Raw genomic sequence first — 14,859 nt, 5'->3', positions numbered from 1 at the left:
TGTCTTGGAAAGCACTTTTCTGGGACAATGTTTTTTTTATATAACGCAGCCGTTTGTTTGGAAAAATAATATTAGGCTCCAGATAACTTCTGGTTTATAGTAATTAATTGGAATAATTAGCCACATTTTTGTACGCAGATACAATTATCTGTCGTAAACAGTGCCCCAGAATAGAAAGGAAGGCTCTCATTCATGGCCGTGAATAATAAAAAATCGTTGAACAAAACGATAATCTTTTCGCTCTTTGCCACCATTATCAGTTTATTTATACCTCATTCCCTAAATGCGCAACAAGGCGTAGCACGCCAAGATGACAATACACAAAGTTTTGTTGATGACAATAAAGCAACTTATGGACCGATTGAAAAATCTGATACCTTGTGGAAGATTGCGGTCGCCCATAGACCCGATAGCACGGTATCGAACTATCAAGTGATGCAGGCATTGTTTCATGCCAACCCAAATGCGTTCTTACGTGAAGACATTAATACCATGATAGTCGGTCAGTTTTTGCGCATTCCTGCGATAACAGAGATTCGCCAAATTGCGCCGTACGCCTATGCAAGCAGTAAAACAGTGGAATCAAAGTTAGTCGTTGACACTGCTTCACCAACACAGTCACAAACACTAATCACTGCTCTCAATGCAAGCTCTGATACGGATCCCGAAACGGTGACATCACAACCACTGAGTGAACCACAACAAGCTGAAGTTGTTGCTACCACAGATGCGGTTGCAGCTGAGGCGGTTAATCAAAACTTGAATGCCGAGGTGATGACGGAAAATCGCGAACAGTTAGCCGCGGAAAATTCCGAACTGAAAGAAAGCTTGACCGCTGTCGATGACCAATTATCTTATTTGCAATTTGAAGTGGCAAAAGCGACAGAGATGCAAGCGCAAATGGATGATAAATTGGCTCAACAAAATTCCTTATTAAAAGAAGCGAAGCTACGCGAACAAAAATTACTCGCCCAGCAGCGTAAGTTTTCTGAACAGCAACAGGGATTCTTTAATAATCCGTTAACGTATTGGTCGATCAACGGCGTACTGGCAGTTTTAGTTCTGGTCTTGTTTGTGTTGGTATCTCGTCGTCGAAAAATGGAACTGCAATCTATGCAGTCTAACGACAAAGAGGTTACTGACGAGACGCAAGAAAAATTTGAGTCAGAGCAACTTGAGAACGTTATCCAGACTACAGCTGACAAGTCCTTAGAGCTTAATGGTGAAGTAAATAAAATAACTCAACCAACGCTTACCAATACAACGGATAACAACGAAAATGAAGCGGTTGCGCTGGCAACTGAATTAAAGCCAACCGGTAACTCAGCAGTAAAGGTCGAGCCACTTGCTGAAAACCAAAGCGTGGCAAGGGCTTTATCAACCTTAGAGTTATCTGCAGAGGGTGAGCAAGACGTTAAGCCACTTAGTGATGAAGATTTATTAGCAAAATTAGTACCTGCCAAAACTGTCCGAAATGACACCCAGGTAGAAAACGAAGAAAAAATAGCGATTCAGGCGAATGAAGATGATCTGGATATTGATCAAATTATTAATGGCATGCTTGATGAAGCCTCAAAGCCTGCCAAATTAAGATCTGCACGGTCTCCAGAAGATGAGTTGGTGCTACCTACAGAAGATTTTGAAGATAAAGAATGGTTAGAGAATAATAAGCAAGTACCTGAAATTAATGATTATGATGACGTTGAATTTGACAAGTTATTAGCAGAAATTTCAGCCGAATCTCAACACATAAAAATGCCAAGTAATGTGACTCAGCTGCGCCGAGCTGAAAATAAAGAAACGGCTAAGTCGGCGATATCTGTTAAACAAAGTGAAAATTTTATCCCCGTTGATCAATTACTTGATGAATCTAATGCTGCAGAAGAGTTAGCCGATGGGGTTTATGCGGAACACGAAATTGATGTGGGCCTTGATGAATTTCCAGAATTCACTAGCCAGGTAAATCATGTCAACGTTGATGATGATAAAAATGGCATCAATGCGAAATTGGATTTAGCGCAGGTTTACATTGAGATTGGTGATTTAGACAATGCCGCCGTCATTCTTAAGAACGTGATGAATCTTGGTAATTCGAACCAACAGCAGAAAGCTCAACACTTATTATACTCAATCCGTTAAAGTCATTATAGCAATTGCTATTAATAGCAATAGACTGGAAAATATATGATAATGCGCACCTTATTTTTTACAAGGGCAATAAATTGATGCGAATTGCGTTAGGCATTGAATACGATGGCAGTAATTATTGTGGTTGGCAGCGACAAAATCACGTAAATAGTGTGCAACAAGAGCTGGAAAAAGCACTGTCTGTTGTTGTTAATCAACCGGTGGGCGTGATTTGTGCTGGCAGAACGGATACTGGTGTGCATGGTACCGGGCAAGTGATTCATTTTGATTCTCCCGTTGATCGTGGTGAACGAGCCTGGACCCTCGGCGTAAATACCAATTTACCGAAAGACATCTCGGTAAAGTGGGGGCACAGAGTTAGCGATGATTTTCATGCCCGTTTTAGTGCCACGGCACGACAATACAAGTACATCATTTATAACGGCACAAAACGTCCAGCAATTTTCTATAAAGGCTTGAGTCATTGCTATGATCACCTCGATGCACAATTAATGGATGAAGCCGCTCAGCACCTTGTCGGTGAGCATGACTTTACTTCATACCGTACCGTACACTGTCAGGCTAATTCGCCGATAAGAACCATTTCACATCTCAATGTTCATCGACACGGTGAATATGTGGTCATAGATATAAAAGCCAATGCATTTTTGCATCATATGGTGAGAAATATTGCTGGCAGCTTGATGCGGGTAGGGCGGAAGTTAGAAACTGTTGCCTGGATTGATGAAGTATTGGCCCATAAAAACCGTTGTAAGGCGGGGATGACGGCGCCTTCTGGCGGCCTGTATTTTGTCGATGTTACTTACCCTGATAAATTTAATATTCCGCAACCTGAAAATGGCCCTTTATTTTTGTAATTAAGTATCAGTTGATGCCATTTTTGGTTAAAAGTTATGCAAAAGTTGCGATCTTGAAGTAAAATTCGAGAAAACAGACCAGTTTTTACTATAATTCACTAGGTGATTTGTGGTTAAATTGGCGGCTATATATTTTCAAGCTTATTGACCTGGTTAAATCCTTGTCAGTAAATAAAAAATTTAATTATTCAGTGGCTAGTTTTATCCGACTAGATTAAACAGCGGCTGACTAAAATTACCAATAATAGGCATACTCAATTATGAGCTGGATTGAAAAAATTCTACCAAAACCGAAGACTTCATCTTCGAGTAAGCGCAACATCCCAGAGGGTGTTTGGACTAAATGTGGTTCTTGTAGTGCGGTACTTTACAAAACTGAACTTGACCGTCAGTTAGGCGTTTGCCCTAAGTGTGATCATCATATGCGTTTAACGGCGCGTAAACGGTTAGAGTCATTTTTAGATCAAGGCGAAAGAGTTGAAGTTGGCGCTGAATTAGCGCCAAAAGATGTGTTGAAGTTTAAAGATTCAAAACGCTATAAAGACAGACTATCAGCGGCACAAAAAGCGACGGGCGAAAAAGATGCTTTAGTTGCTTTGCGTGGTGAGTTGGCGGGAATGCCTATAATTGCCGTTGCTTTTGAATTCTCATTCATCGGTGGTTCAATGTCATCGGTGGTTGGTGCCAGATTTGTGAAAGCGGCAGAAGAATGTTTACAGCATAATTTACCATTAGTGTGTTTTTCAGCCAGTGGTGGCGCACGGATGCAAGAGGCGTTAATGTCATTAATGCAAATGGCGAAAACCAGTGCTGCATTAGCAAAAATGAGCGAAAAAGGCTTACCATTTGTTTCGGTGTTAACCGACCCTACTATGGGGGGCGTATCGGCAAGTTTAGCGATGTTGGGTGATATTAACGTAGGTGAGCCAAAAGCTCTGATCGGTTTTGCCGGTCCGCGTGTTATTGAACAAACGGTTCGTGAAAAATTACCCGAAGGTTTTCAACGCTCTGAATTTTTATTAGCGCACGGTGCTATTGATATGATCGTTGATCGCCGTCAAATGCGCTCAACCCTGGCACGTATGATTGCCAAATTTATGGGACATCCAGAGCCAAGCATTTAATCGCATCGGTTCAATCCTTTTACTCTCAGCGCTAAAGAAAGATTTATCATGAATCAAACAACTAGCCATTCATCGCTATCGAGCTTAGATGAGTGGCTTTTTTATTTAGAGTCTATCCACGCCACTGAAATTGACATGGGCTTAGCTCGCATCTCGGTGGTTGCTAAGCGGCTAAACATTGCACTGACCACATCGACAGTCATTACTGTTGCGGGTACCAATGGCAAAGGCACTACCTGTGCTTTTCTGGAAAACGCCTTAATCAGTGACGGTCATAGTGTTGCCGTGTACAGTTCACCACACATTGAAAAATTTAATGAGCGCTTACGCATCAATCATCAGTATATCGATGATCAAAGTTTAATTAATGCGTTTGTTCGCATTGAAGAAAGTCGCGCTGAAATATCTTTAACGTATTATGAATACACCACCTTGGCGGCATTGCTCATTACTGAGAACCTCCTGCCTGACTATGTTATTTTAGAAGTGGGCTTAGGCGGGCGTTTGGACGCCACTAATTTGATCGATAGTGATATTGCGGTAATTACCAGTATTGATATTGACCATCAGGCATTTTTAGGGAATACCCGAGAAGCGATAGGCTCTGAAAAGGCTGGGATTTTTCGCTCTGGCAGGCCTGCCATTATTGGCGACCTGCAAGTTCCAGCCAGCGTAACTGAATATTGTCAGCAAATACAATGCTTACCGATAGTCAGAAAACAACATTTTGATATTCAGAGTGAGGGATTAGACCGCTGCTGGGATTGGCAATGTTCAAATTTTGTGCTTAACGATTTACCGCCAACATTTATTCCCAGAGATAATGTCGCCACCGCATTGATGGTGCTGAAGCAGTTAAATGTTGAATTAACCACTGAGAAAGTATCAAGCTGGATCTTAACGACCAAACTGCAGGGGCGCACTGAAGTGGTAAGGCAGCAACCTATGGTTGTGCTAGATGTGGCTCATAACCCCCATGCCGCCAGATATTTAAACAAATATGTAACCGCCAATGCCAAAGGCAAGGTTTTCGCGATAACTGCGATGTTAGCCGATAAAGACATTAAGGGCACGTTGACTGAGATGTTTGATTGTGTCGATCATTGGTATGTGGCAAGTTTGAATAATTCTCGCGGTGCGAGCCAGGAAAAACTCGGCAAAATTCTTAAAGATGCCAATATTATCTGTAATAGCTTTGACAATGTGGTTGATGGCTATAGAATAGCGTTAGAGAATGCTAATAATAATGACATGATTATCATTTTTGGTTCGTTTTTTACCGTAGCCGAAATTAAAAAATCAGAGTATTAAAAAGCTTAACCGCTAAGCTTTAAGGAGCCGTTTTGTCGACGCCGTTTCAAAATCGAATAGTAGGGACTATTATTGTTGCTGCTGCCGCTATTATTTTTTTACCCGATGTATTTGACGGTGAAAAAAAGGCCTATCAAGCTCAGTTCGAAACTGTGCCTAATGGCGCTAAACCCGTTCAAAAGATAGACATTCAAAAATTTCCAGAGCAGTCTTTTGCTCAGTTAAATGCGACTAAGCCGTTAGCCACCGATGTTGCCCTCGATGATGAGTTAGTGATTAACCCTGAAATTAAACAAGGGTCTACCTCCATTGCAGCTAAAAACATCAAAGCTGAACCTAAAGCAAAAGTTAAAACCACGGCAAAAGTTATAAAAGAGCAGCCGAAAGTACTGAATGTGACACCCGCAGACGTTAAAAAAACACAGGCTTATGCCATTCAATTGGGCAGTTTTAAACATCGTAAAAATGTTGAGCAATTAGTTAAAAAGTTAAAAACGGCTGGATATACGGTGTTTACTAAACCGGTAAAAACAGCCGCGGGAACTTTGACCAAAGTATTTATCGGCCCAGAAATAAATAAACCATCACTGCAAGCTAAGTTACCGAAACTTAAACAAATAAGTGGTGTGCAAGGACGGATTGCTGTTTTTCAACCTATTAACTAATAATAGATGATGAGAAAAAAGTAATAATCATTAGTAACTAAAGCGGTGATTCTGTTAGAATGCGCCGCATAAAAAGTAGGAAGACCAACGTATGATTTGGATAGATTATGCCATCTTAATTGTAATAGGTATATCAACACTGATCAGTTTAGTTCGAGGCTTTGTTAAAGAGGCCGTTTCATTAATTGTTTGGATAGCCGCTTTTTTTGTAGCCAGTAGTTTTTATCATGATCTGGCAGCATATTTAACCAATATCAGTGATCCCATGTTCAGAAATGCAGCAGCGATCGCGATATTGTTTATTACAACATTAATTCTGGGGGCCTTGATCAATTACATGATAGGGCAACTAGTGACAAAAACTGGATTGTCTGGTACCGACCGTGTTCTTGGTTTAGCGTTTGGTGCATTAAGAGGAGCATTAGTGGTAAGCGCTATTCTCTTCTTTATGGATGCATTTACTCCCGCTCCGTCAAGTACCTGGTGGCAACAGGCAGTTTTAATTCCCGAATTTAGGGTAGTGATAGAATGGTTCTTTGATTACATTAAAGCATCATCAAGTTTTTTATCTTAATTCAAATTTCTTGCGGAGAGAAAATTCATGTGCGGTATTGTTGGCATAGTAGGTACATCACCGGTAAGCCAAGCTTTATATGATGGTTTAACTGTAATTCAACATCGCGGCCAAGATGCTGCCGGTATTGTAACGATCAGTGATAATAAATTTAGGCTGAGAAAGGGAAATGGCTTAGTTAAAGATGTGTTTCATACCAGGCATATGCTTAGGTTACAGGGCAACATAGGTATTGGCCATGTGCGCTACCCTACTGCCGGTACGTCGAGTTCTTCAGAAGCTCAACCTTTCTTTTCAAACTCTCCTTACGGAATTTCTTTAGCCCATAACGGTAATTTAACCAACGCCAAAGAATTAACCGATTGGCTTTATACGAATGCCCGTCGCCATGTTAATACTACCTCTGATTCTGAGTTATTGTTAAATGTGTTTGGTCATGAATTACAAAAGTCGGATAGCCTGGATTTAACGGCGGAAGACATTTTTAAAGCCGTTTCTAAAGTGCATCGTCATGTTCGCGGAGCGTATGCCACAGTAGCACTGATTGTTGGTCATGGTATGGTTGCATTTCGTGACCCGTATGGCATTCGTCCGTTAGTGTTCGGTAAGCGAGAAACCGAAAAAGGCACTGAGTACATGGTGGCATCTGAGTCAGTAGCCTTAGATGCCTGCGATTTTGAGTTCATCCGTGACGTGGCCCCCGGAGAAGCGGTTTACATTACCGAAGACGGGCAGTTATTTAGCCATCAATGTGCTGAAAACCCAACCTACAATCCATGTATTTTTGAATTTGTTTATTTTGCTCGTCCAGACTCAACCATTGACAAAATGTCGGTATACGGTTCAAGAGTTGAAATGGGAACAGCGTTAGGTGAAAAAATCTCTCGAGACTGGGAAGACGTCGACATCGACGTGGTGATTCCGATCCCGGAAACATCTTGCGATATTGCTTTGCAAATAGCGAATCATTTAGATATTCCTTATCGTCAGGGTTTTGTTAAAAACCGTTACGTTGGCAGAACTTTTATCATGCCAGGCCAAGCTGAACGCAAAAAATCGGTAAAGCGTAAATTAAATGCCATTACCCAAGAGTTTAAGGGCAAAAACGTATTATTAGTGGATGACTCCATTGTTCGTGGTACCACCTCTGAACAGATCATCAGCATGGCACGTAACGCTGGCGCGAAAAAAGTTTATTTTGCGTCTGCGGCTCCTGAGGTTCGCTTTCCGAACGTCTACGGTATTGATATGCCAAGTGCCACCGAGCTTGTTGCGCATGGTCGTGAATTAGACGATATTTGTCAATTAATCGGTGCTGATAAACTGATTTATCAAGACCTGGAAGATTTAATTTCTGCCGTAGGCAAAGGCAATAAAGACATTAAAGAGTTTGAAACCTCAGTATTTAATGGTCGCTATATTACCAACGACATAGACAATGATTATCTTGAACAGCTTGATGCCTTGCGCAGCAATGAGAATAAAGAAGATTCTGATAAAGAAGCGGACTCAATTCTCGATTTGCATAACGAAGGTGCAGAGTAGCGGTACGCTAGAGAATAAAAACAGGAGCCAACGGCTCCTTTTTTTTCGATTACATTTTGTAAGCACGTTTTGAATTTAGGAGGTCCCGTTTTTCAACGGGATGACGTGGCGCAAGTAAACACTAGCTGTTTATGTTTCTAATCTTTAAAAAATACGCCGTCATTCCGACGAAGGTCGGAACCTCCATGCTTGACAGCGCGCAGTTGAAACGGGATGACGGCGGAAGTTAACACTAACCGTTTATGTTTCCAATCTTTAAAAAATACGCCGTCATTCCAAACTTATTTTGGAACCTCCCTGCTTGACAGTGAGTCTTGTAAATTTAGCTCTTCGTCTCTCGACAGAGTTACGACAAAAAAAGGCTGCAAAACTTGCAGCCTTTTTTGTTGATGTCGTAAGGTAAGTCTTTATCCCATAAACTCAGGGCCAAAGCCCAAGGTCCATATCATCGCCGTACCAGCAAGTATGGTGACCAATAATACCAAGCCCACAGTAACAACCGAACTGGCGTAAATAAAGCCTTTCTCTTCCGGAATGTGCATCATGATAGGTACCCCCGAATATAGTAGGTATACCGAGTATGCAACTGCTGTCATGCCGGCCAGGGCGACAAACCAAAGTACCGGATAGAGCGCGGCTAAGCCTACCATTAATACCGGTGTGGCGGCATATGAGGCTAATTCTAATGCTTGCGTAAAACTTGGATTGGCATCAAATGTTTTTGCCATCCATTGAATTAAATAGGCTAAGGCAAAAACCCCGGCAATGATTGCTCCGTACATGCCGGCGGCCAGCGTTAATGCGCTACCTTCCGTTATTTTTACCGGATCACCGGCCCCTATACTCCAGCCGATATGGGCGGCAGCATAGTAACCGCATATTGATGGAATTAAGGCTACTAGCAAAACGTGAGTTAAGCCGTACATCATGCTTTCATGACGTGTATCTATATCATTCCATTCTTCTTTCGGATGTGCGTATAAACCCCAAATATGATTTAGTATCATTTTTAACTTCCTCTTTCGCTATCCCCATGTTCAAATTTAATTGTGTTGTTATCGAATTAAAATTGAACTACTACTTAGCAGATTTGGTTGTTATTTTATTGTTATTATTAATCTGCTTAACTTAGTTATGTAACATGTAGCGCTATTCGTCAAGACTTGTTTGAAAATCAAGCAGAAAAAGATTGCTTTTTTAACTTTTTTTAAGCCTAACCACCTTCATAAATTCAAATTCCATACCGGCAATCAGTTCCACTTGCCGATAATAGGTTAAATTTAATCTTGAGCCTTTTAACGATTGATAAGGTTGTTTACGTTTATATTTAAAAGGGACATCGATATCTGCAATCATTATGGTATTGATGTACCAATCGTCTTCCTGGCGCTGCACATGCGACACCACTTTAAGATCATCGCTATGGATCAAATCCTTATGGTTGTGTAAAAGTTTTTTGATATCTTTAGTCATCACTTTATTTATCTAATTTTTCGTAAAAGTTTAAACTTAAAGTTCGAGTAGGGCGCAAAGCGTACGGCTAAATCTTTTAAAAACGGGCGGTGTAACACCGACTTTAAGTGACTGAAGTTTTCGAAACCAATTTTGCCGCTATATTGGCCCATACCACTGGGACCTGAGCCACCAAAGGGTAAGTCGGGCACTGCGTTGAACATGATCACATCATTGATGCATTGGCTACCTGAGCCGATAGATTTCACCCAGTCTTGTTGTTGTGCCTTGTCGCGAGTAAAGATATACGAAGCGAGCGGTTTTTCTCGACCAATGACAATGTCTTTTGCTCCTTGATAATCATCAACCGTGATGATTGGAAAAATGGCACCAAAGATCTCTTCACTCATCAAGGTAGAGTCCATTGCCGGATTGACGATAATGGTTGGCTCGAAGTATCTATTATCGATATCAAATGCACCACCATGAACAATTTCGCCACTGTCTAAGTACTGTGACAAGCGCTCTGTATGGCGAGAATTTACTATCCTGCCGTAACTGTCACTGCTACTGGGGTCTATTGTAAACATCGCCTTAATTTGCTTTTTAAGAGCTGTGACCAGTGGCTCTACCATAGCGGCAGAGGTTAATATGTAATCGGGGGCAATGCAGGTTTGTCCAGCATTCATCCACTTGCCCCAGGCCAGTCGTTGTGCGGTTATATCAATATGCGCGCTTTCGTCGACAAAAACCGGACTCTTACCACCCAGCTCTAAGGTAACCTGAGTTAAATGTTTTGCCGCAGCACTCATGACAATACGCGCCACCATACCATTGCCTGTGTACATAATATGATCAAAAGGAAGTTCCAATAAGGCCGTGGTTTCAGCGACCGCGCCTTCAACTACGCTAAAGGCTTTGTTGTCCAAGTATTGTGGGATCAATTTTGCCAGCAAGCTTGATACTGCCGGTGCCAGTTCAGACGGTTTGAGCACCGCACAATTACCCGCTGAAACAACGGCGACAAGTGGTGCTAACACTAGCTGCAGTGGGTAATTCCACGCACCCATAATAAGTACGGAGCCCTGCGGTTCCGGCTGAATATAAGATTTTCCGGGCAGCACAATCAGTGGCGTCCACACTTTACGCGGTTTACTCCATTTTTTCAGGTGTTTTAATACATGGTCAACATCGAGGGTAATATAGGATAATTCAGTAACCCAGGCTTCTTGCGCAGGCTTTTTTAAGTCACTGTACAAAGCCGCTAAAATCTCAGCTTCATTATCAAGCACTAACTGTTTAATTTGTTTCAGTTGCTGAATTCGCCAATCTAAATCTTTGGTGATGTTAGAATTAAAATAGTCTTTTTGTGCAATTAATATGTGCTGATAGTTCAAAATACAATCCTAAAGTGTTGTTTTTAGCTGAAGTCTGCTTAAAAGTTATTGGCGTTTGATCCCTAACAGCCAACTTATCTGGCGCCGGATCAATTTATGAATATGGTCAAATTTAACCTCTTCTTTTGCTGTCGCCAAATACTTATATTGAATTCGGGTAATTGCAATCAAGGTTAATTCACCATCAATTTCAGGATCCACTTTGTTGAAATAAGCAGCAATACGGGTGAATGGGCTTAATAATGCACTAATGTGCTGATTGGCTAAGTCTTTCAATTCCTCGGAATACAGCATTTCGGTAAAAAATATTTGCTCTACCGCTAAACCGGTTGAACGATGAATGATGTTGTCATACATATGACTGGCAGCAATATGGCTTAACTGTTGACAAATTTTCTCTTTAGTCGAAACTTTACGCAACGTTGCGGCATCAAAACTGTCGAGTATATTGAAAACTTCAGACCATTCATCTTGAGAAGAATTAAGGATGATTTCGGAACTTAAACTTATCGCTTCTCTAATCAACTCTTGAATATCTTTGAAGTAATAGGTGGTAAGAGACAGTTGCGTCTCAGCTTGTAAAGCAACGGCCCGGTGTGTTGTTCCCTTGATGCCAGATCTGGCTATGACTTCTATCGCAGCTTTTAAAATTTTGTGACGGGTTTTCTCGCCCTTTGCTCTGCGGTTTATATTGACTGTTGTCATATTATCCCTGTTTCGATTAACAGTTAACCCTGAGGTTATAATACCAAATTGAAGAAATATCAGCTCATTTTCAATGGTTAAAAAGTAGACCACATACTTAATCAAATTGGTATGATTTGAAGAAAAATTTTAGAAATATACGTTAATGGCTAGGGCGAAAATAAGCAACTCTTTTTCATGGTCTGTAAATTCAATAACGACGTTGCCGGATGATGGTATATTTAATCTAAGAATACTTTTTGTCGCGGGATTTATCATGATAAAATTAACCAATTACTTTCTTTGTTGTTAATTTAAATAATGCCAAATTCAAAATTACTCGTGCCAATCCTTAAGTTTTTACAATGTGCTACACCAGATGCCTGGGTAGATGAGGCAAAAAAAACAGAAAACCTACAATTAATCCTTACCGATCATATGCTGTGTGAATTAAAAGCGGCGCAAAGTGCAATGTTTTTAATCAGAAAATATGCGGTCGATAAAGACAGCAGTAAAGTGCTACTGGAATGGTTAAAACCTTTTGAGCAGTTCATTTATAAAAAAACCGGCACGCTGGCAACACTGAAAAAAGCGGAAAAATTAACTAAATCAATCCTGCCTAAAAGTGAATCGCCCTATGGTCAGGACTTAATTGATAAAATGGTATTACTGATTAAAGAAGAGCTGCATCATTTCTATCAAGTATTAGAGATCATGATCAATCGCAATATTCCCTATCAAAACATTACCGCCGGCAGATATGCCAAAGGCATGCTTAAACACGTAAAAACGTACGAACCAGAAGCATTAATTGATAAGTTAATTATTGGCGCTTACATTGAAGCGCGATCGTGTGAGCGATTTGCCAAACTTGCGCCGCATTTAGATGATGAGTTAAATAAGTTTTATGTATCGCTATTGCGCTCTGAAGCTCGTCATTATCAAGATTATTTGACTTTGGCGGCAGACATTGCCGATGAAGACATCAGCGACAGAATTCGCTTTTTTGGGCAAGTAGAGGCGGAATTAATTTTATCTTGTGATACTGATTTTAAATTCCACAGTGGCTTACCGGCTTAATAAATCTTAAATTAATTTTCTCTTACAAAATTTATCAATCAATTTTCTTGATTAAGTTGTTATTATGTAACCGGATGTTTATTATTTATCCTTATTTGCCGTGTTGGCAAACGAGAAAATACTGCAAGGATAATAATAATATGCAAAAGTCTTTAATCGCTTTAACCCTGGCTGCAGCGCTAAGTGGTTGTAGTGAGGGTGCAAAAACCAACAACCTCGAAACTTCAACCCCAGAACCCACTGTTGTCGTACAAAAACAGTTAACCGAAACAGAGCGGTTAAATGAGTGGTTTGCTGAAAAATTTGAACAGCAATTGCAAATGAGTCCGATGTATTTGACTTTTCTTGGTCGAAAAGAGCGATACGATGAAGTTGATGACTTCTCAGAAGCCGAAGAAGACAAGCAATTGGCCTGGTTAGGCGACACTGTTAAAGAGTTAAAAGCCAGCTTTGATTATGCAAAGCTTAGCAACGAGGCGCAAATATCCTACAATATTTGGCTATATCAGTACGAGCAACAACTTGCCGGCAAAGAATTCAAATATAACAACTATGTATTTACCCAAATGCAAGGCATGCAATCTTTTGCCGCGCAATTTTTAATAAACTTTCATAACGTAGATGATGCCACCGATATGCAAGCGTATAGCAAACGTGTCAACGGCATGTCTGATGGTATTACGACGTTATTAAGCCGAGCTCAATTACATGCCGAAAAAGGTGTAAGAGCACCAAGATACTCCTATGAAGGCGTTATCGAACAAGCGACAAATTTAATCACCGGTGCGCCATTTACTGAAAGTGAAGAAGACGCAGCGTTATGGGCCGATGGCAAGCGCAAGGTTGCAGCATTGGTGAGCAACGAGGTTATCGACCAGGCAGCGGCAGATCAGTTATTGGTCGACTTTAAAGCGGCATTGATGAATAGCTTTTTACCTGCCTATAAAGAGCTCATTACCTGGTTTAAAGCCGATATCGCAAATACCGATGAGATGGCAAAAGGTGTTGGTGGGCAAGTCAATGGTCAAGCCTATTACAACCATCAGTTAAAAGTGAGTACGACCACCGATTTAACTGCCGAACAAATTCATCAAATTGGTTTAGATGAAGTCGCTCGTATTACCAAAGAAATGGAACAGATCAAAACCGATGTTAAATTTGATGGCAGCTTAAAAGCGTTTTTCGACTTTATCAAAACTGATGAGCAGTTTTACTATCCGGATACCGACGCAGGTCGCCAGGCCTATATTGATGATACCGAAGCATTTTACGTAAAGGTTGCCGATCAGCTGCCTAAGTTCTTTGGTATATTGCCAAAAGCTGGTTTGGTGGTTAAACGCGTGGAAGCGTTTCGTGAGCAACCTGGTGCCGCAGCACATTATAACTCGGGTACCGCAGATGGCTCACGACCAGGCGTATATTACCTGCACTTATCCGATATGACGGCAATGCCAAAAAACGAATTGGAAAGTGTTGCTTACCATGAAGGTAACCCCGGTCATCATATGCAAATATCGATAGCTCAGGAACTAACCTCTGTACCTCAATTTAGAACTCAGGCAGGTTTTAATGCCTACAGCGAAGGCTGGGGCTTATATTCTGAATTATTGGCGAAAGAGATGGGCGGTTATCAAGACCCGTATTCAGACTTTGGCCGACTGATCAATGAAATATGGCGTGCCGTACGATTAGTGGTAGACACCGGCATTCATGCTAAAGGCTGGACTGAAGAACAAGCGATTGCTTATTTTGAAGAGAAAGTACCAACCTCGAAAACCACCATTGTTTCTGAAGTTAGGCGCTATACCGTATGGCCAGGGCAAGCAACTGGCTATAAAATTGGTATGTTAAAAATCCAAGAGCTGCGCGCCAACGCAGAACAGCAACTAGGCGAGAAATTTGACATCCGTGGCTTCCATGACACCATTTTAGGTGGTGGGGCAATGCCGCTGGAAATTCTCGAGCGTAGAGTCAACGAGTGGATCGCAACTAAGAACTAGTGTTAAGCTGCGGGCAACGAGC

General features: G+C 41.2%; 13 protein-coding genes. 9 read left to right on the top strand and 4 right to left on the bottom strand.

Going from position 1 to position 14,859, the window contains the following annotated elements:
* Window positions 1-192 precede the first annotated feature (192 nt).
* From ND16A_RS17325 to purF, 7 genes are all read left to right on the top strand, one after another.
* Entirely contained in the window at window positions 193-2,139 is a 1,947-nt protein-coding gene (locus ND16A_RS17325; RefSeq protein ID WP_033075948.1) for a FimV/HubP family polar landmark protein, read from the top strand.
* Between the two features lie 86 nt (window positions 2,140-2,225).
* Window positions 2,226-3,005 (top strand): tRNA pseudouridine(38-40) synthase TruA, encoded by a 780-nt coding sequence (gene truA / locus ND16A_RS17330; protein WP_033075947.1) that lies wholly within the window; start codon window positions 2,226-2,228, stop codon window positions 3,003-3,005.
* A gap of 260 nt (window positions 3,006-3,265) precedes the next feature.
* Window positions 3,266-4,129 carry an acetyl-CoA carboxylase, carboxyltransferase subunit beta gene (gene accD / locus ND16A_RS17335; RefSeq protein ID WP_033075946.1) on the top strand — a complete coding sequence of 288 codons (864 nt, stop codon included), beginning with the start codon at window positions 3,266-3,268 and terminating at the stop codon, window positions 4,127-4,129.
* Window positions 4,130-4,177: 48 nt separating this feature from the next.
* Window positions 4,178-5,440 carry a bifunctional tetrahydrofolate synthase/dihydrofolate synthase gene (gene folC, locus ND16A_RS17340; protein ID WP_033075945.1) on the top strand — a complete coding sequence of 421 codons (1,263 nt, stop codon included), beginning with the start codon at window positions 4,178-4,180 and terminating at the stop codon, window positions 5,438-5,440.
* Between the two features lie 32 nt (window positions 5,441-5,472).
* On the top strand, window positions 5,473-6,105 hold the full coding sequence (locus ND16A_RS17345; protein WP_033075944.1) for an SPOR domain-containing protein: 633 nt from the start codon (window positions 5,473-5,475) through the stop codon (window positions 6,103-6,105).
* Window positions 6,106-6,196: 91 nt separating this feature from the next.
* On the top strand, window positions 6,197-6,679 hold the full coding sequence (locus ND16A_RS17350) for a CvpA family protein (protein ID WP_033075943.1): 483 nt from the start codon (window positions 6,197-6,199) through the stop codon (window positions 6,677-6,679).
* Between the two features lie 27 nt (window positions 6,680-6,706).
* Window positions 6,707-8,224, top strand: coding sequence for an amidophosphoribosyltransferase (gene purF, locus ND16A_RS17355; RefSeq protein WP_033075942.1), 1,518 nt, complete (start codon window positions 6,707-6,709; stop codon window positions 8,222-8,224).
* 407 nt (window positions 8,225-8,631) lie between these two features.
* Here the strand turns inward: purF and ND16A_RS17360 are convergent, their stop codons facing one another.
* The 4 genes from ND16A_RS17360 to ND16A_RS17375 all read right to left on the bottom strand — a co-directional run bounded on the left by ND16A_RS17360 (window position 8,632) and on the right by ND16A_RS17375 (window position 11,778).
* Window positions 8,632-9,231, bottom strand: coding sequence for a Yip1 family protein (locus tag ND16A_RS17360; protein WP_033075941.1), 600 nt, complete (start codon window positions 9,229-9,231; stop codon window positions 8,632-8,634).
* A gap of 190 nt (window positions 9,232-9,421) precedes the next feature.
* Window positions 9,422-9,697, bottom strand: a complete 276-nt coding sequence (locus ND16A_RS17365) for a hypothetical protein (protein WP_033075940.1) — start codon at window positions 9,695-9,697, stop codon at window positions 9,422-9,424.
* An 8-nt stretch (window positions 9,698-9,705) separates the two neighbouring features.
* Window positions 9,706-11,073: an aldehyde dehydrogenase family protein gene (locus tag ND16A_RS17370; protein ID WP_033075939.1), complete on the bottom strand. Its 1,368-nt coding sequence runs from the start codon at window positions 11,071-11,073 to the stop codon at window positions 9,706-9,708.
* Window positions 11,074-11,118: 45 nt separating this feature from the next.
* Window positions 11,119-11,778, bottom strand: coding sequence for a TetR/AcrR family transcriptional regulator (locus tag ND16A_RS17375; protein WP_033075938.1), 660 nt, complete (start codon window positions 11,776-11,778; stop codon window positions 11,119-11,121).
* 300 nt (window positions 11,779-12,078) lie between these two features.
* On the opposite strand from ND16A_RS17375, the gene miaE reads away from it, so the two are divergent.
* Together miaE and ND16A_RS17385 are read left to right on the top strand one after the other, a co-directional pair.
* Window positions 12,079-12,837 carry a tRNA isopentenyl-2-thiomethyl-A-37 hydroxylase MiaE gene (gene miaE / locus ND16A_RS17380; protein ID WP_033075937.1) on the top strand — a complete coding sequence of 253 codons (759 nt, stop codon included), beginning with the start codon at window positions 12,079-12,081 and terminating at the stop codon, window positions 12,835-12,837.
* 140 nt (window positions 12,838-12,977) lie between these two features.
* Window positions 12,978-14,837, top strand: a complete 1,860-nt coding sequence (locus tag ND16A_RS17385) for a DUF885 domain-containing protein (RefSeq protein ID WP_033075936.1) — start codon at window positions 12,978-12,980, stop codon at window positions 14,835-14,837.
* Window positions 14,838-14,859 lie beyond the last annotated feature (22 nt).

This window comes from Thalassotalea sp. ND16A (genome assembly GCF_000764205.1).
In the GTDB taxonomy this organism is placed as follows: domain Bacteria; phylum Pseudomonadota; class Gammaproteobacteria; order Enterobacterales; family Alteromonadaceae; genus Thalassotalea_A.
Note: the sequence above shows the minus strand (reverse complement) of the source record. Positions and strands in the feature narration are given on the sequence as shown.